The 19,352-nt window shown below is 60.6% G+C and carries 30 protein-coding genes, 2 tRNA genes and 1 pseudogene; 23 read left to right on the top strand and 10 right to left on the bottom strand.

Translation table 11 applies throughout. From position 1 onward, the window contains the following. Positions 1-7: 7 nt before the first annotated feature. Positions 8-253: pseudogene (locus FJ967_RS33680) on the bottom strand (DUF2312 domain-containing protein); the annotation flags it as partial. Then, a complete protein-coding gene (locus FJ967_RS33935; protein ID WP_140731354.1) occupies positions 250-462 on the bottom strand; it encodes a YdaS family helix-turn-helix protein in 213 nt (70 codons plus the stop codon). The gene FJ967_RS33935 and the pseudogene FJ967_RS33680, both read right to left, overlap by 4 nt. 92 nt (positions 463-554) lie before the next feature. Here FJ967_RS33935 and FJ967_RS09010 point away from each other — a divergent pair, with 92 nt between their 5' ends. Further along, positions 555-908: a helix-turn-helix transcriptional regulator gene (locus FJ967_RS09010; protein ID WP_181175719.1), complete on the top strand. Its 354-nt coding sequence runs from the start codon at positions 555-557 to the stop codon at positions 906-908. Here FJ967_RS09010 and FJ967_RS09015 read toward each other — a convergent pair. Both FJ967_RS09015 and FJ967_RS09020 read right to left on the bottom strand, forming a co-directional pair. Then, on the bottom strand, positions 892-1,113 hold the full coding sequence (locus FJ967_RS09015; RefSeq protein ID WP_140731356.1) for a hypothetical protein: 222 nt from the start codon (positions 1,111-1,113) through the stop codon (positions 892-894). The genes FJ967_RS09010 and FJ967_RS09015 overlap by 17 nt on opposite strands. A 15-nt stretch (positions 1,114-1,128) precedes the next feature. Beyond that, positions 1,129-1,368 (bottom strand): hypothetical protein, encoded by a 240-nt coding sequence (locus FJ967_RS09020; protein WP_140731485.1) that lies wholly within the window; start codon positions 1,366-1,368, stop codon positions 1,129-1,131. A 301-nt stretch (positions 1,369-1,669) separates the two neighbouring features. Between FJ967_RS09020 and FJ967_RS09025 the strand changes: the two genes are divergently transcribed. The 19 genes from FJ967_RS09025 (at position 1,670) to FJ967_RS09115 (ending at position 13,359) form a co-directional block, all read left to right on the top strand. Next, positions 1,670-2,707 (top strand): ParA family protein, encoded by a 1,038-nt coding sequence (locus FJ967_RS09025; RefSeq protein ID WP_140731357.1) that lies wholly within the window; start codon positions 1,670-1,672, stop codon positions 2,705-2,707. Positions 2,708-2,905: 198 nt separating this feature from the next. Continuing rightward, positions 2,906-3,250 carry a hypothetical protein gene (locus FJ967_RS09030; protein ID WP_140731358.1) on the top strand — a complete coding sequence of 115 codons (345 nt, stop codon included), beginning with the start codon at positions 2,906-2,908 and terminating at the stop codon, positions 3,248-3,250. Continuing rightward, positions 3,250-3,552, top strand: a complete 303-nt coding sequence (locus FJ967_RS09035; protein WP_181175720.1) for a hypothetical protein — start codon at positions 3,250-3,252, stop codon at positions 3,550-3,552. Before FJ967_RS09030 ends, FJ967_RS09035 begins: the two co-directional genes overlap by 1 nt. Before the next feature lie 61 nt (positions 3,553-3,613). After that, on the top strand, positions 3,614-3,823 hold the full coding sequence (locus FJ967_RS09040; protein WP_140731360.1) for a hypothetical protein: 210 nt from the start codon (positions 3,614-3,616) through the stop codon (positions 3,821-3,823). Between the two features lie 43 nt (positions 3,824-3,866). Beyond that, positions 3,867-4,082, top strand: coding sequence for a hypothetical protein (locus FJ967_RS09045; protein ID WP_140731361.1), 216 nt, complete (start codon positions 3,867-3,869; stop codon positions 4,080-4,082). Positions 4,083-4,219: 137 nt separating this feature from the next. Further along, entirely contained in the window at positions 4,220-5,302 is a 1,083-nt protein-coding gene (locus FJ967_RS33305; RefSeq protein WP_181175721.1) for a DUF6745 domain-containing protein, read from the top strand. A gap of 20 nt (positions 5,303-5,322) precedes the next feature. Further along, complete coding sequence (locus FJ967_RS09060; protein WP_140731363.1) at positions 5,323-5,676, top strand: hypothetical protein; 354 nt, start codon at positions 5,323-5,325, stop codon at positions 5,674-5,676. A gap of 57 nt (positions 5,677-5,733) precedes the next feature. Further along, complete coding sequence (locus FJ967_RS33310) at positions 5,734-5,904, top strand: hypothetical protein (RefSeq protein ID WP_181175722.1); 171 nt, start codon at positions 5,734-5,736, stop codon at positions 5,902-5,904. 409 nt (positions 5,905-6,313) lie between these two features. Next, the gene (locus tag FJ967_RS09065) at positions 6,314-6,955 is read left to right on the top strand and encodes a hypothetical protein (RefSeq protein WP_140731364.1); all 642 of its coding nucleotides are present in this window, start codon (positions 6,314-6,316) and stop codon (positions 6,953-6,955) included. A gap of 51 nt (positions 6,956-7,006) precedes the next feature. Beyond that, positions 7,007-7,471, top strand: coding sequence for a hypothetical protein (locus FJ967_RS09070; protein WP_140731365.1), 465 nt, complete (start codon positions 7,007-7,009; stop codon positions 7,469-7,471). A gap of 142 nt (positions 7,472-7,613) precedes the next feature. After that, positions 7,614-7,985, top strand: a complete 372-nt coding sequence (locus tag FJ967_RS09075) for a nuclease domain-containing protein (protein ID WP_140731366.1) — start codon at positions 7,614-7,616, stop codon at positions 7,983-7,985. Between the two features lie 61 nt (positions 7,986-8,046). After that, on the top strand, positions 8,047-8,283 hold the full coding sequence (locus FJ967_RS09080; RefSeq protein WP_140731367.1) for a hypothetical protein: 237 nt from the start codon (positions 8,047-8,049) through the stop codon (positions 8,281-8,283). Continuing rightward, a complete protein-coding gene (locus FJ967_RS09085; protein WP_140731368.1) occupies positions 8,280-8,459 on the top strand; it encodes a hypothetical protein in 180 nt (59 codons plus the stop codon). Before FJ967_RS09080 ends, FJ967_RS09085 begins: the two co-directional genes overlap by 4 nt. A 1-nt stretch (position 8,460) precedes the next feature. Next, on the top strand, positions 8,461-9,291 hold the full coding sequence (locus tag FJ967_RS09090) for a hypothetical protein (RefSeq protein WP_140731369.1): 831 nt from the start codon (positions 8,461-8,463) through the stop codon (positions 9,289-9,291). Further along, positions 9,288-10,493 (top strand): hypothetical protein, encoded by a 1,206-nt coding sequence (locus tag FJ967_RS09095; RefSeq protein ID WP_140731370.1) that lies wholly within the window; start codon positions 9,288-9,290, stop codon positions 10,491-10,493. Before FJ967_RS09090 ends, FJ967_RS09095 begins: the two co-directional genes overlap by 4 nt. After that, positions 10,486-10,902: a hypothetical protein gene (locus tag FJ967_RS09100; RefSeq protein ID WP_140731371.1), complete on the top strand. Its 417-nt coding sequence runs from the start codon at positions 10,486-10,488 to the stop codon at positions 10,900-10,902. The genes FJ967_RS09095 and FJ967_RS09100 overlap by 8 nt, the downstream gene beginning before the upstream one ends. A 319-nt stretch (positions 10,903-11,221) precedes the next feature. Continuing rightward, on the top strand, positions 11,222-11,401 hold the full coding sequence (locus tag FJ967_RS09105) for a hypothetical protein (RefSeq protein WP_140731372.1): 180 nt from the start codon (positions 11,222-11,224) through the stop codon (positions 11,399-11,401). A 193-nt stretch (positions 11,402-11,594) separates the two neighbouring features. Next, entirely contained in the window at positions 11,595-11,927 is a 333-nt protein-coding gene (locus FJ967_RS09110; protein WP_140731373.1) for a hypothetical protein, read from the top strand. 397 nt (positions 11,928-12,324) lie between these two features. Continuing rightward, positions 12,325-13,359, top strand: coding sequence for a tyrosine-type recombinase/integrase (locus FJ967_RS09115; protein WP_246675227.1), 1,035 nt, complete (start codon positions 12,325-12,327; stop codon positions 13,357-13,359). Positions 13,360-13,480: 121 nt separating this feature from the next. On the opposite strand, the gene FJ967_RS09120 is transcribed toward FJ967_RS09115, so the two are convergent. Together FJ967_RS09120 and FJ967_RS09125 are read right to left on the bottom strand one after the other, a co-directional pair. Next, positions 13,481-13,557: transfer RNA gene (locus FJ967_RS09120), tRNA-Arg, on the bottom strand. A 57-nt stretch (positions 13,558-13,614) separates the two neighbouring features. Then, the gene (locus FJ967_RS09125) at positions 13,615-13,920 is read right to left on the bottom strand and encodes an ETC complex I subunit (RefSeq protein ID WP_140731375.1); all 306 of its coding nucleotides are present in this window, start codon (positions 13,918-13,920) and stop codon (positions 13,615-13,617) included. A gap of 124 nt (positions 13,921-14,044) precedes the next feature. Here FJ967_RS09125 and FJ967_RS09130 point away from each other — a divergent pair. Beyond that, positions 14,045-14,121: transfer RNA gene (locus FJ967_RS09130), tRNA-Pro, on the top strand. Positions 14,122-14,141: 20 nt separating this feature from the next. Here FJ967_RS09130 and FJ967_RS09135 read toward each other — a convergent pair. Beyond that, positions 14,142-15,008 (bottom strand): NAD(P)H-binding protein, encoded by an 867-nt coding sequence (locus tag FJ967_RS09135; protein ID WP_140731376.1) that lies wholly within the window; start codon positions 15,006-15,008, stop codon positions 14,142-14,144. Positions 15,009-15,135: 127 nt separating this feature from the next. Here FJ967_RS09135 and FJ967_RS09140 point away from each other — a divergent pair, with 127 nt between their 5' ends. Continuing rightward, positions 15,136-16,038: a LysR family transcriptional regulator gene (locus FJ967_RS09140; RefSeq protein WP_140731377.1), complete on the top strand. Its 903-nt coding sequence runs from the start codon at positions 15,136-15,138 to the stop codon at positions 16,036-16,038. 82 nt (positions 16,039-16,120) lie between these two features. Then, the gene (locus FJ967_RS09145; RefSeq protein ID WP_140731378.1) at positions 16,121-16,402 is read left to right on the top strand and encodes a hypothetical protein; all 282 of its coding nucleotides are present in this window, start codon (positions 16,121-16,123) and stop codon (positions 16,400-16,402) included. 357 nt (positions 16,403-16,759) lie between these two features. On the opposite strand, the gene hdaA is transcribed toward FJ967_RS09145, so the two are convergent. The 3 genes from hdaA to FJ967_RS09160 are packed head-to-tail and all read right to left on the bottom strand — an operon-like array spanning position 16,760 to position 19,197. Continuing rightward, the gene (gene hdaA / locus FJ967_RS09150; protein WP_140731379.1) at positions 16,760-17,464 is read right to left on the bottom strand and encodes a DnaA regulatory inactivator HdaA; all 705 of its coding nucleotides are present in this window, start codon (positions 17,462-17,464) and stop codon (positions 16,760-16,762) included. A gap of 1 nt (position 17,465) precedes the next feature. Further along, complete coding sequence (locus FJ967_RS09155; protein WP_140731380.1) at positions 17,466-18,668, bottom strand: AI-2E family transporter; 1,203 nt, start codon at positions 18,666-18,668, stop codon at positions 17,466-17,468. Continuing rightward, positions 18,640-19,197, bottom strand: coding sequence for a CDP-alcohol phosphatidyltransferase family protein (locus FJ967_RS09160; RefSeq protein WP_140731381.1), 558 nt, complete (start codon positions 19,195-19,197; stop codon positions 18,640-18,642). Before FJ967_RS09160 ends, FJ967_RS09155 begins: the two co-directional genes overlap by 29 nt. Positions 19,198-19,352: the final 155 nt, after the last annotated feature.

The raw sequence follows: 19,352 nt of genomic DNA on the forward strand, positions 1-19,352 counted from the left end.
CCCCCGTCAGAGCTTCCCAATACAGGTCGAATATCGCGTTGCGCTCCTCGCGCTCGGCGCTGTCGAGCTTGCGAGCTGCGACACACTGGCGAACAGCCTTCACGTCGAAGCCAACGCCGCGCGCTTCCTTGTAGATCTCGGACTTATCGGCGTTGAGCGTTTTGATTTCCTCCTCGACGCGCTCGATGCGCTCGATGAAGGCGCGGAGCTGGCCGGCGGCAACTGTCTGGCTAGTTTCGGTGATGTCGGTCATGCTGCGCGCTCCGGCACGGCGCCAAATATGTCCGCCAAGTCAGATCGCAGTTCATGAGGGGGGATACCCGTCGCCTTGGAGACGGCCCCAACGCGATCGGCCGGAACTTGATCCCACATCGATATCGCAGATGGAGACACGCCTATCGCTACGGCAAGTTTGGTGGCCCGACCGCGCTCTCCCGCCAGATATGCTTTCAGCTTTTCCATGGCGCCTATTTAAGCCCCACTGAAATTTCAGTCAAGCTGATTTTTCAGTGGGGCTTTATGGAATGGCGCTTCGTGGCCAGCGATCATTAAGAATGCAGAAAACGATCCCCGGGCTTGCGGTCCGAACATCCGTGAAAGAGCGACGCGTTGCGCGCGGTTGGGGCCAAGAGGAATTGGCCGCCAAGGCGGGCATGAGCACAACGACTATTCACAACCTCGAGGCGGAGAAAAACGGATTCACGGACAAGTCTCTGTCTGCAATTGCTGAGGCTCTAGGCTGCACGCCCGCCGAATTGTTGCTGCCTATCGACGCCACGCCACCTCACGTAATCCGCGGCGATGCGCAAATATTATCTATGCTCGCTCGGATCGAAGGACTCACCAGCAAGGATATCGATGTGGCCTTCGGTGTGATCCAGCTTGCCTTGGCTAAACGGGGCGGATGAGGACCAACGGTATCGTATGGTCAATCTGCACTTGCCACTCTCCGCCATGAAGAAGGGCCATCGCTGTTGATATTTCGGCGGCCTTGCGTTTTATGACCATGTAGGGGTCCATCGGCGGGCCGGCGCCGGCCAAATCGCGGAGGTCGGCTACTATCTGTTCGTTCCGCGTTTTGTAGCGCGGCTTGATCCGATGCCTGATGGCCATCGGCCCCTCCCCAGGTCAGATCCTTTCCATCTCGCGAACTTCGTCCGGCACCGCGCCGAACGCGTCGATCAGCTTGGCATCCTCCCACTCCCCAGTCTTCGGGTCGCCTTCCCGCTGAAACGCAACAACGAGAGCTTTGCGCACAGCCAGACGCTGCGCCACCGCTCGAGCATGCGCTGTGCTGTTGGCCTGGATCGGACTATCCGCCTGCAGCTGCCCACGCTTACCCGCGATGAAAGATTGGACGACGTACATAGCACTCAATTTCGCCTCCTTAGCTTATGGTTAGGCCGATAGGAAAGCTGTCCTATGACGCGGAGTCAATGAGCGATCGCGGTGTCCGCCTAGCGAGGCTCCTGACAAGTACCTTCAGGAGTGATTGGCACTTTGAGACTAAGCGAACAATGCCAACGGTAGTTGGCGCGCCGAGCCCATGCAGGTAGAGCAGGTTATAGGTGATCACCTGCACTTTTTTTATTGACCCGCACCACCTGCATGTTGTACGTCGGTCAGCACCACCTGCATGTTGCCAAGCCGACCAGCAAAGGATCGAAATATGAACTCCCTCGAAAAGGTTCTTGCGAACCACCAACGAGCTGTCGAAGAAGGGCACGTCTCGACGGGTGATTTGAGATACCGTTCGTATGCGGTCTCGACGCTCCGCGGCGGCGTCGGCAAATCAACGATTACGTTCAATCTCGCTTACGAACTGTCGCAGCAGCGCCCGCTCCTGCTCGCCGACATGTGTGCTCAATGCAACTTGACTGAGAACTTGATGCGGGACCAAGATCCTGAAGTGACCGTTATGGAAACGCTCCAGCCAATCCTGCTGGGGCCGGCCTTCGGCACCGCGCCTAGTGACGCGTCTTACCGCGTGTCCACTTATTGCGACTCTTTCAAGACATCGAAGCCAAGCTTTTTGATGCCAGGGAACGCAGAACTGTTCGCCTTCCCATCTATGCTCTATCAGCAGCTTCAGACGGCGCACGCGCAGAAGAACATCTCGGCCGTCAAATCGCTGCTCGAGAGCCTTAAGACGGCGATGGATAGGGAAGCTGCCGAGAAGAAGGCTGAAGGTATACTGATCGACACGAGCCCGTTTTACGCTGGCGGCACGCACTTGGCGTGGTGTGCTGCCGACGCGGTAATCATTCCCGTTCGCGTTGATGAGCATTCTCTTGATTCGCTCGAATTGACGCTGGACCTTTTGGACAACCCTACGAAGGACTTTGGCGTCTGGAACGAGCGGGCCGGCGGTCGTTCGGCGCCGCGCGTCGCAGCTATCGTGATGACAATGGTCGGTTCCAAAAGCCAGTTGCGTGCCACACCAGACCGCGCGTCGCGTATGTATATTGAGCGCGCAATTGAGATCGCAGAGAAGCACGCATCCCTATTCGACTACCCTGATCCTGCAGACGCTTTCGTTGTAACGGACGACTTCGTTTCAGCTGGCCGTATCAGCGGGGCCAAAAGCATCCCAATATCGAAACTGAAGATCGGCAGTTTTCACAGCGTCGAGGGCAAGAGACTTCAGGTGAACTCATCCGCCCAGCGATACCAGCGCGAGATCGCCTATTTGGTCAGCATCCTCTAGCGCCCCTCCCTTGCCCAGGAGGCTCCTGCTCGCTCGCCTTCAATCCACAACCAGCCCGCTTCGGCGGGCTTTTTGTTGCGCGTGATTCGGCCGTGGCTCATCGCGGCAGAACAATTTTTTCAGTCCCACTGATTTTTCAGCTTGACTGATTTTTCAGTGTGACTTAAATTCCTCATCAACACCAGATGAGGACCGGCAATGAACACCCACTCCCTCGACCTTACCCGCGACGGCCTGATTTCGGCCCTATCGACCAAGCCCGGCCTGCTTCGCCAGACCAACCCTGAATTCCTCCGCGACGTGATCGCGATGAAGCGCGAGCGCGGCGATACGGACATTGCGGATTTCACGAAGGTCTGCCGCGAGTTCGGTTCGGGCGTCAACGCCACGGTCGGCGGCGCCGCTTGGGCGATGCGCCAGTGGGTTGCCAAGCGCAAGACCTGGATCAGCGAAGAGCAGCACGCCCGCCGCATCGCCTTCCTTGCCGATCTGGATGCTGTGATCGCCGGCACGTTCGGCGTCGAATTCAAGGCGGTCGCGTGATGAACATTGGAGAATTCCCCGAAGGCATGTGCGCCGAGCGCAAGCCGATCTGGCATCGAAACGGGATGACGCAGATGAACACCGCAACAAAGCTCAAGAAGGGTGACACGGTTTTTTACCGGACGAACGGATGCGTCTTCCGCGCTCGCGTCGAGCGGCTTCACCGCGACGGCACTGTGACCATCGAGACGCTGTTTTCGGTGGGTGAGGACGGCGCCGATCTCCACGGCTTCTATGGCTACAAATATCGCACTGGCGCCGACCGCTTCCACACAACAGCGGCGCTCGCGCTCGCCTCCTAAGCCACCTCACCCCCGCCCTCACCCCGCAAAGCCGATAGGCAAGAGACAAGGGAAACGACAGATGAACGCGGCAGCACTGAAATATTCGGACGTGAAGGCCGGTGACAGGCTGATCGCTGATGGCGGCTTTGATTGCATCAAGGCGAATGAGGTTCTGACCGTACGGTCCTCCGTCCTTGGCAGTCTCTATGTCCCTTGCGGTTGTGGAAAGCACTTTCTCGACGGCCAAGAAGGCGACGACGGAAAGCTTATCGGCTTCAGGCGCGGATAGCACCTCTCCAAAGCAAATACCCCCATCAACCGGACAGAACGCCATGAACGCCGCCCTTCGCAAAGTCATCGCAGAAAGCGCGGACTTCCGCATTGTCACCAAGATTTTCGGCGGCACTCTCGGCCCGGAATACACCGTCGCCGCTGGTGGCCGGTACTATCGCGTCGGCCAACTCGCGCTTGACCAGTTGAAGCGCGGTATCCCTGCCGAAGACCTTGATCTGTTGGAAGTCGATCCTGAGACGGATGAGGCTCTGTGATGGACGACGCTCTCACGAACGTTTGCAACTGGCTGGCTGATCACCCTCGCATCATTGCCGTGCTTGTCATCGCATCGATCTTGTTCGTTGCCGCGATCGACGTGCCGGCCTGAAATCACAACCGAAAGGGAAGAGACATGACCAAAATCATTCGCACGAAAACCAAGGCCCACGGCGGCATCACCGCAGCCGAAAAATCTCTGATGGATGAGCATTCAAAGCTCTGGATTTCGCGTGCCATGCGTACCGCGCCAATCGAGCCGGACAAGATCATCCCGGCAATCGAAGGCATCTATGCTGCCGCTAACCTAAAGGCGCCACGCGTCGTTATCGTTCCTTCGCCTGTGGTCATGGCGTTTGCCTACGGCGCGTCAGCAGCGATCTGGTATGCTCGGAAGAACGCCACCGACGCCGCCACCAGCGCCGCCACCCGCGCCGCCACCCGCGCCGCCACCGACGCCGCCACCAGCGCCGCCACCTACGCCGCCACCTACGCCGCCACCTACGACGCCACCTACGATTCGCTCGCTGCGCTCGCTTGCTATGATATGGCCGGCGAACTCGGCATTGAGAGCGCGAAACGCTGGTGGACCGTCTACCAAGGCGGCAACATGTGGGCGGGCTATGACTGCTACCTAACAGCGTGCCGCGACATTCTCGGGCTGGAGTTGACCAGCCATGCCGGCTACGCCTTTTGGGAGCAAGCGGCAATCCATGGCGGCTTCCGCGTCATGCACGAAGAATTCTGCATGGTTTCGGACTTCCCCGAAGTCCTGCGTGTTGACGATCAGAACAGAGCCCATTGCGAAAGCGGTCCTTCGCACCGCTGGAGGGATGGCTGGAGCCTCTATCATTGGCATGGGGTGAATATCCCGGCTGAGTGGATCGAAGACAAGCAAAGCCTCACGGCCAAGATCGCGCTGACCTGGACCAATATCGAGCAGCGCCGCGCCGCAATCGAAATCGTCGGCTGGGCTCGCATCCTTCGCGAACTCAACGCCAAGGTCATCGACGCTGATGGTGATCCGCAGATCGGCACACTCGTTGAAGTGACGCTGCCCGACCTGTCACGCCCTGCTCGCTTCTGTCGCGTCACATGCGGCACCGGGCGCGAGTTCGCCGTTGGCGTTCCTCCCGAAACCGAAACGGCTTTGGCTGCGCAAGCATGGATGCAGGGCGTCCATCTTGCGGACTTCATCCGCCCTGAAATCCGAACCTAACTCGAAAGGAAAATACCAAAATGAAGACCTTCAAGAACACCGCCGCACAGGGCGAAATCAGCATTCGCAAGATCACGTCGCTCCCAGCGGATGTCGTGCCGCTCAAGCCCGAAAATGGCCACTTCGTCATCGGCCATTCTGAAACCGGCCACCATCACGTCATGACGTTGGATCGCAAGCAGGTGTTCGAGGCGAAGAACCCTCCGGCTGGCATGCGCGTTCTCTACGCCATTCTCGACGTGCCAGCCGATCTCATTCACCAGCGCGGCCACGACACCCACGAGACCATCCAGCATGACGCTGGCATCTACGAATTCCGGCTTGGGCGTGAGTTCGACCCTTATGCCGAATTGGCCCGTCAGGTCGCGGATTAGTCGGCTTCGGTTTCCGGCGTCCGCGCCGGTTTCCCAAGCCGACAAAGGAGATATCCCATGATCCGCCCTACCCTCCACATCGTATCCGACGCCAAGGAGGCTTTCCGTTTGAGCCTCATCTTGGCGGCTCTTGAAAACCTCATGAAGTACGACGAGTGCGCCGTTCTGCGCGCCGCATGTCGTGCCCGATATCTCGATCTGACGGATGGCTGCCATGACGCAAGCTGACTTGTCCGTCATTCCCGACATTGTGGCCCGCTGCCGCGTAGACGCGGATTTCCAGATTGCGAAATCATGCCGGGAGCAGGCTTCCCGTCTGGCTCGATTCAGAGGGCCAGGTTGGCGCTTTGCGCATCGTTTGGAGCTGCGCCGGGCCATTCGCTACTGGCAGCACTACAAGGCCGCCGTGAGGGCCATTCAGTGACCCGATCATACACCTATTGCGAGGACTGCGACAACGTTGAGCCAAATGGGCGCAAACGTTCGCCAGCTTCGTGGGTGTGTCTGAAATTTCCCCGGGTTGAGGGTGGCGGGTTCGTCGCTCCAAAGGTTTGGGCTGATAGCGAGCCATTCATGCGGTGCACGGGGATCAATGGTGGCGCCTGCCCGATGTGGACAGAGCGCAAAGGAGGGATTGATGAGTAATCTTGAACCTCGCATCGAGGCTATCCGCAAGGAGTACGGTCTTGACCAAACCGACTTCTGGCAGATACCGCAGAACAAGCAGTGGGTGTGCAAACACGCTGCTCTTGAGGTTGTCGCCGTAAAGGCCAAGATCAAATTCGATCTTCCGGTTGTCATCGAGAAAGACGCTGCGGCTCTGACCACGTCGATTGTCGTCATGGGCCACATGGGCGACCGATCGGAATGGGCAACAGGCGAGACCAACCCGACCAACTATTCGATCAAAGGCAAGCAACCGTCCTACCCTTGGGCAATGAGTGAGAAGCGCGCGAAGGACCGCGTTATCCTGAAGCTCGTCGGCATTCATGGGCTTGTCTATTCGGAAGACGAATTGGCGCCGCCGGCTGACGACAAGCCACCGACCAAGGCTGATGCGCGACCGATCTTCACAACTCTCCAGACTGACATGCGCAAAAACGCCAACAAAGACGATCTGCGCCGCTGGTTTGTCGATCCTGAGGTCAAGGAATTGAGGAAGCAAATCCCTGCCGACTGGGATGCGACCTTGAAGAAGGAAATGACCGAATTCGCTGCGACGCTGCCTGGGCCAGCAGCAAACGGCAACGCCTACGCAGACAACTACTCAGCCGGTTAGCAACGAGCAAGGCCGCCAGCGCGAATGCTGGCGGCGGAAAGGCCACGGGACATGGTCACGCGCACTGTCAAGAACGAGGACGATCTGTCGCTCCTCACCACATACCTGAAAGGCCGCAAGCGACCGCTCACGGTCGAGATCACAGAAGGCCGCGACCGCTCGTCAGAGCAAAATCGCCTCGCCTTCAAGTGGTACGTCGAGATCAGCGAGCAGACCGGTGAGGATCGGGAAGACGTTCGTGCGCGATGCAAGCTGGAAATCGGAGTTCCGATCCTTCGGAAGGCGCACAACAAATTCCGTGCAACCTACGACAAGCTTATCCGTCCGCTCGCCTACGCGCAAAAGCTGGCACTGATCCGCGATACCGAAATGCCGGTCACAAGCTTGATGAACGTCGAGCAGATGAGCCGGTATCTGGACATCGTGTTCCGCCGTCATGCCGAAATTGGCGTCGGCCTGACCATTCCCCCAGATCGATATGCGTTCGATCCCGAGCAGAGGAAGGTCGCAGCATGATCCGTTTCCTCAAAAGCCTCTTTCGCCGTCGCCGCCCTGTTGTGGTCGCCACCTTCACAACCAAGAAGCATTCGGACTGGCTGAAGAAGCGCGATCAAAAGTGCTTGGAGCTATCCGGTGGCCGGGAATGGAGGGCGCGGTAATGGGCATCGTATCGAGCAAGCTTCGGAACAGCGCCAAGGGTGAAATCTGCACCTTCGCCATTCCCGGCATCTGCAATCACGATCCAGAGACGACTGTTCTTTGTCACATTCGCGACGAGGCAAAGGGGCTTTCGAACAAGGCTAACGACTATAGCGCCGCGTTCGGCTGCTACGCTTGCCACACCGCCATTGATCAGCACCGTCTCTCCAAGGAGGACGAGCTTTTCTACAGCCTTCGCGCCATGCAGCGCACCTGGGCTGTGTGGGTCAGTCGCGGACTGATCGTCATGCCCGTCGACGTGCCGCGTTCGAAGCCTTCTTCGAAGATCGCCGCACGCCGTCATATCGCATCCGGAGAAACTATCCGGTGATCCCCAAACCCAAGCACGAACGGCCTCAGCTATCGCCTCGTGCCATGTACAGGAGCCAAGGATGAAGCCCTACGACGTCAGAAGCGAAGCCGATCTTCTTGCGATGGAGTCCGACAACCACCCGCAGGATGCCGGTGTTTGGTCGATCATGAACGGCGAGGATCACATCAGCTTGCACCCTCCCGTAGAGGGCAGCAGCACCTACTTCATTCGCATCCCCCGCGATCAGTTCAACGCCATTGTCGACTGGTACATGGCCGATCAGCCCGCCGCTCGTCTTCGCAGGAGCGCATCATGAGCGGGGAGACGAAGACAGAAGAGCCAGCGAAGCCGGATGGTGAAATCCCCGGTGAGATCGAAATGTTCGACGGGCGGCTTCAACAGGTCGTGGATTCCACGCGGTCAGGCTGGTGGCGCTTTCACAAGCACTACGACCGCGACGGTTATTGCGACAATTCAGGGCGCGGTTACTGACATGACCCACTACCACGACGAACACGAGAACGAACTTGCCGGCGCAGTCTCCCCGGATATGCCAGCCATGGACGGGAAGGGGCTCAAGAATTGCCCGTTTTGCGACGCTTCGGGCCATGACTTGATGCTGTTCTGCGACCCCGAAGAAGGGCGAGGCAATTCTGGTCCGTCGAGGCGCGTTCAATGCGCCGGATGCAATGTCGAGGCTCCATTTTATCCGACAGAAGCAGAAGCCATCGCCGCCTGGAACCGTCGCGCTCTCGCGGCCACCGCTCTGGACGGGGGGGGGACTGTCGAGCAGATCGCGGAATGCATCTGGCAAGCCGAATGGAAGCGGGCCGGCAACGGCGGTCTGAGGAAGGTGCCATGGTCTGAACTCGCCCCTGCCGATCAGGAGCGGTATCGCTTCGTTGCCCGCGAAGTCGCCTCCCTCAAGGCCGCGCCGGAAGCGGACCCTGTCGCGTGGCTTGTGCAGGGTGAGGATAAGGACGGCAACGATACCTGGGTCGCGGTGACAAAAGATCCGACCGGAATGTACGGGCCGAATATGCCAATCCGCCCGCTTTACTTCGCCGCGCCGGAAGCGGCGGTGGTGAAGCTGGAGTGGGTAGAGCGGCTTTGGGCCGCGCGACAGTGGGCTGCGTCATCCGTTGCCGGCGACTATTTCGCTGGCGAGCGTGATGGTGTTGCAGTCTGGAATCGATTGCTCGAAGCAAGGCGCCCAGCTGCCACCCTCGAAGCCGCCAAAGCCGCCGCGCAAGCCGACTTCGAAGCTCGCATCCGCTCCTGCCTCACCACCCCGGCACCAGACGCAGAGGGGGACGCAGTATGACTCTCCCCGACAAAGGCGCTGAGGCGTTGCGCTTTGAGAACGCCATGCGGCAATTGACCCGCGTCGACGTAGCCCAATACCTGTTGTCCAATACCCGGGCTCGCTCAAACGGCGCGCTGAAGGCAACCGCGCACGCTTCACTGACGGTATCTTACGTCGCCGTTGTTCGGGGCGTTGATCCTGATCGGGTGCGACGACGGTGTGAGGCCGACTATCAGGTCGTTCATGATAGCACGGCAGAGCATCTTACCAGCAAACTCGACAGGGTCATCGGTTTCGATCTGGATGGCTATGTTGACGACGACGTTGCGGAACGCTTTTTCAAAGCGTTTCACAGCATAGCCCTCGCCGCCCTGGCACCCGCTCCAGCACAGGGGGCGGAGGCGGGGGCGGGGGCTTGGTATCCGGAATGGAAGCGTATGGGGAGCGACGTAGATGGCGACCCAATACGGCTGGAGACCACTTGGGGCAAATTCACCGCGCGAGCTGTCAAATCGCGGACGGACGGAAAGTGGAGCGGTTCTGGAAATTACGGGGATGGCAAATTCGGCTTTGAGCACGAAAAAGATGTTTGCGCATGGCTTGAGGACCGGATGCGGCAACGCGTTGCTGCAGAATTGACGCGCGCCACGGAAGCCATTGCCCTCTACGCCACCCCTCCGGCAGCACCGGAGGTAGGGGAGATCGGGGCGCTGGTCGAGAGGCTGGACGCTGGCATTGAGGGTGGAGTTTCGGCCAACAAAATCGCCAAAGAATCCGCCACCGCCCTTACAGCCCTGTCCGCGAAACTGGCAGAGGTGGAGCGGGAGAAAGGCGCTGTCATCGCTCGCTGCCGCGTCGCTGAAGCAGATGCCGAGCTTTGGCAGATACAGGTCGATAAGACCAACGCAGAAATCGCCGATCTGCGGCGCAAGCTGGAGGAGGCGCGCGAAGACATAACGCGCGGTATCGATCAAGAGCAGCTCCTACAATCCCGCATCCTTCGCGAAACAGAAGCCCGCGAAACCGCCGAGCGCAAGCTGGAGGAGGCGACGAAGGCGCTGGAGCCGTTCGCCAAGTACGGCAGAGTTGCTTTGTCTGCCGTCAACATCAGAGACGATCGTGTCGAGATCGGCATCTACTCTGATGAAGATGCCGAAGTCACGGCTGGCGACTTCCGCCGTGCCCGCGCCCTCGCCAGCGATGGAGGGTCGAATGGCTGAGCGCATCACAGAGGCCAGAACAATGAACGTCAACGACGCCTTGCAAAATGTTGTCCGCGCTTGGGAGGCTACAAAATCCGGCGAGACTAGCGTATCTGAAATCCAGCGCTGGCTAGTAGAGGATATGAAGCCCGCGATTGATGCCGCCCGTACAGCCCTCTCCGCATCCCCTGTCTGTAGGGCAGGCGGAAGGGTGGCGGTGGCACCAATCGCGATCGTAAACAGTTATGCTCGACTTGCCGATGAGACGAGACGTCCCTGCTATTCGATCACCTTCTGGCATACGGTAGACGGTCGTTGGGGCGCCCGCGCCGGGCTTGGGTCCCATGAATTTGGCGACACTGTGGATGCTGCAATTGATGCGGCTGTTACGAACGCCATCGAAGCACAAGTAGGACGCCAGCCATGATCAGAGAAGCCACCAAAGAGATGGTCAACGCTGCTTGGAACAAGGGCAAGGACTTGCGGATGACCGGACTCCCGTCTGACTTTCGGGCGGTAATCGAAGCCGCTCTCTCCGCCGCGCCTGCACCACCAGCAACCGGATGGCAGACGATGGAGACGGCGCCGCGAGACGGGACGCGCGTCTTGCTTTGGTCGCCTAAATGGGAAGCGGCAGCTACCGCGCAGTTCTACGGCACGCATTGGAAAATTAACGGTCAAATGGGACCGCTTGTGCACCCGCCGACTCGCTGGATGCCTCTCCCCACCGCGCCTGGAGATGCGTCATGAAGGGGCTGACGAAGAGGAAGTATGCGCGCGATTTTAGCGAGATGACCGAAGCGGATAGACTGGCTATGGTCAAAGCAATGGTCGCCATAGGTCGCGCTGCATCTGAAGAAAGCAGACGACTCGCACTCAAACGAGCCGGCCGCGCCGCTCTCCGCGCTCTGGAGAAGCAGCCATGACGCGCGCGAGTGAAACTATTCGCGCGGTTGTCAACATGCCTGGCGGCGCCGTCATTCTGGACGTCCCTTGGTGGGCAAACGATGCCAACATTATCCGAGACGCAATTCGCGCTCTTCCACCAGCTTTGGCCGTCCAGCCTGAAAAATGCACTGTGGAAAGGCCTCGTCGTCTCCGCGCTCTGGAGCCCCGCCTATGACCATAGAACGGATCATAGAGAAACTGCGGGCTGGGCTGGAGCAGTTGAAAGATTGGCCGGATCACAAACGAGCGGCGAATTTCCGCGCCATCCCGAAATTCACAATTGGGGATCTCCGCGCCCTTCTCTCCGAGATAGAATCGTCGGCGCAACGCATGGAAGCGATGAACCATTGCCTGATTGAAGCAATGGAAACCTCACCGGTTGGCGAGACCGCTGAGCAATTCGTTGAACGGCTTACCGGTATTATGGAGATGGCCGCCGATAAACTTGACCTCGCCGCCTCCCGCGCCCCCACCAGCCAGAAGGATGGTGGCGATCATGGGTGAGTGGAAGGTGTACCGACCGAATGATCCGGACGCGGAGATTGTAGCGCGTCGTTTCGGCAATGCTCATGAGAGGCCGTGCAATCGTCCAAATGTCATAACGTGCGCGATGCCGGAGTGTCAGTACGCGAATGAATGCCGGGCCCCGTCGCCGCCCAAGCCAGTCCGGTGATGGTAATGGCTAACCGTGCTCTCGCCTTGAAGCAGAAGCAGGTGACGGCCCTCGCCAAGGGCGCCGCAGCAGCTGGCTGTATCGCGGAAGTCAAGATAGGCGACGTGGTTGTGCGCCTTATCCCCGCTGCGAACGCACAGGCAATCAGTCCAATTGACGATGACGCCAACCCCGAAGCCTTTGACACGCTGGAAGAATACCTAGCGTGGAGGGACAGGAGCGGTGCTCGTGAAAATTAAGGGCATCCACAAGGTCAAGCGCAAGTTGGCAGACGGAACTGTCGGCGTCTACTACTACGCGTGGCGTGGCGGCCCTCGGATGACGTCGGCGCCACGGACTGAAGCGTTCGCCCTTGAATATGCGCGGCTGAAGACTTCGACCCAGCCGAAAACCATCGAGACACTGGCGTCATTGATCGATCGGTTCACCACAGGCGATGATGGCAAGCCAAACCCTGACTTCCTCACGCTCGCTGAGTCGACCCGCGCCGATCACGAATATGCGTTTCGCCTGATCCGTGCCAAATGGCCGCATCTGCCGGCGAAGCTTACCCAGCAGAAGGGTATGAAGGCAGACATACGGAAGTGGCACCGGAGCTTTGCCGCCAATCCTCGGAAAGCCGACAAGTTGCTCTTTTCACTGTCCAAGGTCTTCTCATACGCCATCGCTGGCGAGCTTCTGGACAAGAACCCATGCACCGGCATCGAACGGCTTTATCAGGGATCCAGAAAGGAATTCCTCTGGTCAGCCGAGCAGATAGCGACGGTGCGGGCAAAGCTTGAACCTCACCTATTGCTCCCGTTTGAAATCGCGCTCGCCACCGGCCAGCGACAGGGCGATATCCTAGCAATGAACTGGAAGCAGTGGGACGGCAAGTACCTGCTGTTTCGTCAGTCCAAGACAGGCAAGCGCCTAAAGGTGCTAGCGAACGCCCGACTCAAGGGGCTGCTTGACCCACTGGCGAAGGACACGCTGCGCATCTGTCTCAATTCCCGCAAGCGTCCATGGACCAAGGATGGCTTCAAAACCTCCTGGGGAAAGGCAATGGCTTCGGAGGCCATCAAGATCGAAGACGTGACCTATCACGACTTGCGAGGCACGTTCATCTGCGACCGAGCAAGAGAAGGATCATCGATCGAGGACATTGCGCGAATCTCGGGCCACTCAATGGCTGAGATAAAATCCGTTCTCGAAAAGCACTATTTGGCGACCGATCAAGGGCTTTCCGACGCGGTGATCCTGCGCATGGAAGGGAACTCATGAGGAACGAAATCGGTAAACCGATCTGTAAAACGGCCAATTTCGGCGCTCTAACTTTATGTAATCCGTTGGCCGCCGAAGCCGATAAATCGTTGCAAAACAATGCCTTGTTGTGTAAGGTTTTTGGCGATCCCGACAGGATTCGAACCTGTGACCATCGGCTTAGAAGGCCGGTGCTCTATCCAGCTGAGCTACGGGACCGCTGGCCGGCTCGGGGCCGGTAGATGTTCGCGCTGGCACGCGCGCCGGGCTAGCCGGTCAGTGCGTCCAGGGCGTCCTGCGGTCATAGCGGAAATTCTCCGCATAGGAAATCTGGCGGCGCTTGGGCTCTTTCGGCTCCTCGACGCGAAAGGCGAGCCCTTCCTTTTCGGCGTAGGCCACGGCCTCTTCCTTGGTGGTGAATGTGAGCCTGATCTGGCTTTTCATGTCCCCCGACGTGGTATAGCCCATCAGCGGGTCGATCTTCTTGCGCATCTCGGGATCGAATTCCAGCACCCAATGGCCGGTCTTGGCCTTGCCGGACTGCATCGCGGTTTTGGCTGGGCTGAAAATGCGCGCGGACATGGCCACCTCATTGTTGTTCAAGGCGGCGTCGCCGCCCCTTGGCCGTCATTACTGCGCATTGGCACCGGCGGCAAGGTTTTTGCACTTGCCATGTAACACCGAAATGAATAGGCAACAGACCGTTCGGAGTGTAGCGCAGGCTGGTAGCGCATCTGGTTTGGGACCAGAGGGTCGGGAGTTCGAATCTCTCCACTCCGACCATCCCCTGATATCGACGCGATCTAACCGCCCTCGCCTGCCACGAGAGCCGCAGCCACGGCCACCACACTTGTCGTGCCCTTGATCGTCCTCGTCTCGTCGGGAAAGGCAATCCAGCCCTCGTTGAAGCCGTCGAGCATGCGCATGCGTGGCCGCGGGTTGTTCATGCCTTGCGCGCGAAAAAGCGTTTCCCAGGTCTCGCGCGGCACCGGCACGGCGCGCACCGGTCTGCCAAGAGCGGTTGCGAAGGCGGCGGCAAGGTCGTCGGGCGATACGCGGTCCGGTCCTTCCTGTTCGACGATGCGCTTGCCGGTCCAGGACTGCCGCATGAGTTCGGCCGCCAGCCGGCCGACATCCTGCGCCGCGACCATCGGTATCGCCCTGTCTGTCGGCAGCAGGAAGCTGTGGATGACGCCCGTTTCGCGCGCCGACGCCACATCCCAGGCGGCATTGTCCAGGAACCAGGCCGGCCGCAGGAAGGTGATCGCCATGGAGAGATCACTCAGCGCAGCCTCCATCATCGTGCGCTGCGACAGGAGATTGTCCTGGCCCGCATCGGCGCCAACCGTCGACAGGCAGACAGTCCTTGCGGGTTTGACGGCCCGCAGCGCCGCCGCCACACTGCCGATGACCCTTCGCGCTTCGGGATAGCCGGGCTCGGGATCAAACACCGGGGGCGGCAGGACGAACACCGCTTCCGCACCCTTGAGCGCTTGCGTCAGCGCATCCGCGTCTTCCATCTCGGCGATCGCGACGTCGCAGCCGAGAGCCTCCCATTGCTGGCCTTTGGCGGCGTCGCGCACAATTGCGCGGACGGGCTGGCGGGCGGCAAGCAAGGCCCTCGCCAGCGCGCCGCCGACTTTGCCGGTAATGCCGGTAACTGCGTACATGATCCGTCTCCATCGTTGCCGCATCTCGGGTGGATGCGGGGATGGCGGATTTCTAGCGCAGCACTTACTGTTGCAGTGAGTGCTATTAAATCATAGAATTGTTGATCTGAAATCAACGGTGATCGTCATGGCATTCGACGGACGCGTGATCTCCAATGTCGGCGTGCTGGCCGCGATCGCCGAAGGCGGGAGCTTTGCAAGAGCCGCCGATGCGCTCGGCCTGTCGCGATCCGGCGTCAGCCGCGCGGTTTCGCGCCTGGAGGCCCGGGTCGGTGTCCGGCTGCTTGACCGGACGACAAGAGCGGTCGCGCTGACCGACGAGGGGCGTCGGCTCTACGCCGAGGTCGCGCCGCTGCTGACAGGCATCGAAGACGCCGTGACGACCACCTCCGGCACCTCGACCGCCGTGCGCGGCCGATTGCGGGTCAATGTCGATGCCTTCTTCTCACGCCAGCTGTTGGCGCCGCACATCGGCACCTTCCTGTCGCTTTATCCCGACCTGTCGCTGGAGCTGGTCGCCAGGGACCAGCTGGGCGACCTGGTCGGCGAAGGGTTCGACATTGCTGTCCGCTTCGGGACACCGCCCGTGTCTTCGCTGGTGGCAAGGAAGCTCACCGAGACGCGCACGGTGACGATCGCGTCGCCTTCCTATCTCAAGATGCACGGGCACCCCGGCGCCCCCGCCGACCTCGTCGATCACGAATGCATCCAGGTGCGCGATTCCCTGACCGGCCAGCCGATCGAGGATTGGCAGTTTCGGCGTGCCGACGAAACTGTCGAGGTCAGGACCTCGGGCCGCCTCATGATCACCGAATTCGGCACGATGCTTGGCGCCTGCCTCGACGGGGTCGGCATCGCCAGGGTCAAGGCCATCGGTATCCAGCACCTCATCCGGCAAGGCGCACTGGTGGAAGTTCTGCCGGATTGGCACGGCGAGAGCTTTCCGCTCTACGCGCTCCACCCGTCGCGCCACCTGCCGCCGGCCAAAGTACGCGCCTTCATCGATTTCGTGCAGTCGCGCCTGGATTGAGCAAGAGGCCCGTCAGCTTCGGTCCTTGCCGCCAATGGTTTTTTGATGCCAGTCTCCGGGCGCGATGCGGGAGGGCCTTGCGGTGCTTGGGATCGATGCATGGGTGTCGCTGTTCGGACCGGCCTATTTTGCCTATGCGGGCGTGACGGTTCCGTTCATGGTGGCGTGGGCGATCGCCTGTGCGGCGCTGGCAATGTGGAACAATCGCGAGAGCCGCAGGCAGGCAAGGCTGGCCCCAGGGCTAGCCGCCTCCCGTTCCTGGCCCGCCAGTATCGGTATCTTTGTGCTTGTGGCGGCCTGCTACGTCGCCGTCCATTCAGGCGTCTATCTGGTGGTCCGGCATTTCGTTGGGCTGTGGTTGTGACCCAGCCGCAAGATCACCGGCCGAGAGCGTCGGTGACGGATATCCGCATGCCACGCTCCGATAGACCATTCTCGTATCCATGCGTCATAGAAATGGACCGCTCAATGGTCCAATTCAACAACATCGCTGAACAGGGATACGCCGCGCCCGGCGGTGGCCGGATATATTTGAAGGCAGGCTCGCCGGGCGAGGACCCCAATCGCCTCATTCCCGACGAGCCTGCAAACTGATTGGGAGCGCAATCAGCACCGGGATCAGCCGGCAACCTGACGCAGCAAGATGGATACCAGTTTTTTCGTCCCGAAATGGGACGCCGGCCTGGTCACGCAACTCCACGGCTGAACGCAGATCGAGGCGCTAAATCTCGAACTCGCCCTGCCCTTCATCCATGGCGCTCACCGTTTCGGCCGCCAGCGCCCTTGTGATCGGCGTCTTGCGCTCCAGCGCGGTGCGGTCCAGCCGCTCCACGACACGCATCGCGGTTGCCAGCGAGCGCTCGATGCGGCGTACCAGATATTGCACGACATGCGGCTCCACCTCGACCTGGCGGTCGGCGAACAGCTTGGTGATGACGCCGGCGAGCAGGAGATCGTCGGGTTCGTGGATCTCGACGGTCGCCGCCGCCTTCAGCCGCGAGGCGAGATCGGGCAGCAAAACACCCCAGGCCGAGGGAAAGCGCCGCGCCGTCAAAAGCAGCGTCGAGCCAGCGCCACGCACCGCGTTGATCAGATGGAACAGGCCTTGTTCGTCGAACGCGCCGGCATCGATGTCGTCGATCAGCGCCGGCCGCGCGCCGAGATTGGCGATGCTGTCGGCAATACGCCTGGCATCGACGGCCACCGCGTTGGCGCGGGCACGCCAGATCGAGGCCAGATGCGTCTTGCCCGAACCAGCCGGGCCTGCCAGCACCACCACTGGCGATGGCCAATCCGGCCAGCGGTCGATCAGCGCCGCCGCCTGGTGGTTGGTGCCGGAGACGACCAGCTCGTCGCGCGAATAGCCTGTGCCGTGGCCGAGATCGAGCGGCAGCTGGCGCGGCGGATCGGTTCGCTGGGCACTCACTTCAGCGACGCGGTTGAGTGCGATGGCCGCCGCCGCGATCGGCAGGCAACGGCGGCGCCGCAGCCGCGGCGTGGCCCTTGTAGAGTGGCGATTCCAGATAGCGCGCAATGGCGAACCGCACCAGGACGGCGACCGCCGCCGATGCCGGGACGGCAATCAAAAGCCCGACAAAACCGAACAGCGCGCCGAAGGCGAACAGCGCGAACATGAGCCACACCGGATGCAGGCCGACGCTCTTGCCGACGAGCCTGGGCTGCAGGATGTTGCCTTCGATGAACTGGCCGATGAAGAAGACCACGGCAACGGCCACGATCATCGTCCAGTCCGGCCAGAACTGGACGAAGGCGACGCCGACCGCCAGCACCAGCCCGGTCAGCGAACCGACATACGGAATGAAGGAGATCAGCCCGGCGAACAGGCCGATCAGAATGGCGAAATTCAACCCGGTCAGCGTCAGGCCGGTGGCATACATGGCGCCCAGCACCAGGCAGAGCGTGCCCTGTCCGCGCACGAAGCCGGCGGTGGCGGTGTTGATGTCACGCGCGATGCCGCGCACGGTGCCGACATGGTCGCGTGGCACCCAGCTGTCGATGACCGCCACCATGCGGTCCCAGTCCAGCAGCATGTAGAAGGCGACCACCGGCGTCACCACGAACAGGCTGACCACCGAGACCAGCGCCATGCCGGAACTCCACAGCGAGGTGAACACCGTTGTGATCAGGCCAAAGCCGGAGGTCAGCAATGAATTCAACCCGTCGCGCAGGCCATTGGCGTTAACGCCGAATTTCTGCTCGAGCCATTTCGGGTCAAAGGAGGTGAGCAGGCTCTGCAGCCGGGTCAGGTACTCCGGCAGCTTGCCGGCGAATTCGGACATCTGCGTCGCCAGCACCGGCACCAGGATGACGAAGGCCAGCACCAGCACGATCAGGAAAGTGATCAGGATGACCACCGTGGCCATGAAGCGGCTGAGGCCGAGCCGCTGCAGCCGGTCGGCGACCGGGTCGAGGAAATAGGCAAGCACCATTCCCGCGACAAACGGCAGCAAGATGTCGCTGAAGACATAGAGGAAAAGGGCGAGCAACGCTGCGCCGATCACCCAGAAGGAGATCTGCCGGCGGAACGCGGAAGCCGCGGCAAGATCGGCAGCCGCGGCCTCGAGCACTGCCGCCTCTTTCTCAGATGTCCGGATTGGAGCTTTCGCCATAGCCGCTCATATGCCTCAGCCAAGCCACGAGATAGGCCGCGGCCGAAGCCACGGTCAAGACCCCGGACAGCAATATGAGGCCGGGCCGCATCGGGTCGAGGTGCACGGCAAAGGCAAGTTCGCCCAGCACAACCGCGGCCAGCACGATCTGGATGGCGGTATTGGCCTTCGACACCAGAACCGGTTTTATCTCGACCGGATGCGCCATCACCGTGGACAACAGGACCGCGCAGACGATCAGCGCGTCGCGCGACACCATGGTGACGACCAGCCACAGCGGCAACTGCCCGATGAAGCCCATGACCACGAACACCGAAACCAGGAGCAGCTTGTCGGCGACGGGATCGAGATAGGCGCCGAGCGCCGACTGCTGGTTGAAGCGGCGGGCGATGAAACCGTCGACGCCATCGGAAATACCAGCGACGAGGAAACCGGCAAAAGCCCAGTCCCAACGCGCCTGCAGCATGGCCAGCACCACGGCGGGCACCAGGACAAGGCGCAGGATGGTGATCAGGTTGGGGATGGTCAAGCGTGTGTCCCGCCATGCGCTGTTTCGACATAGATGAGGAAGACGGAGAGCCGGGACAAGGGACAGCCCGTCCAGCCGCGAACGCCAAACGCGATGCCATTCTATCCACGCTTTTGTCGGGCCAAAAGGCGCTCGGCTCCGCCGTTATCCTTGCG

It is taken from the genome of Mesorhizobium sp. B2-3-4, from assembly GCF_006442315.1.
Classification (GTDB): domain Bacteria; phylum Pseudomonadota; class Alphaproteobacteria; order Rhizobiales; family Rhizobiaceae; genus Mesorhizobium.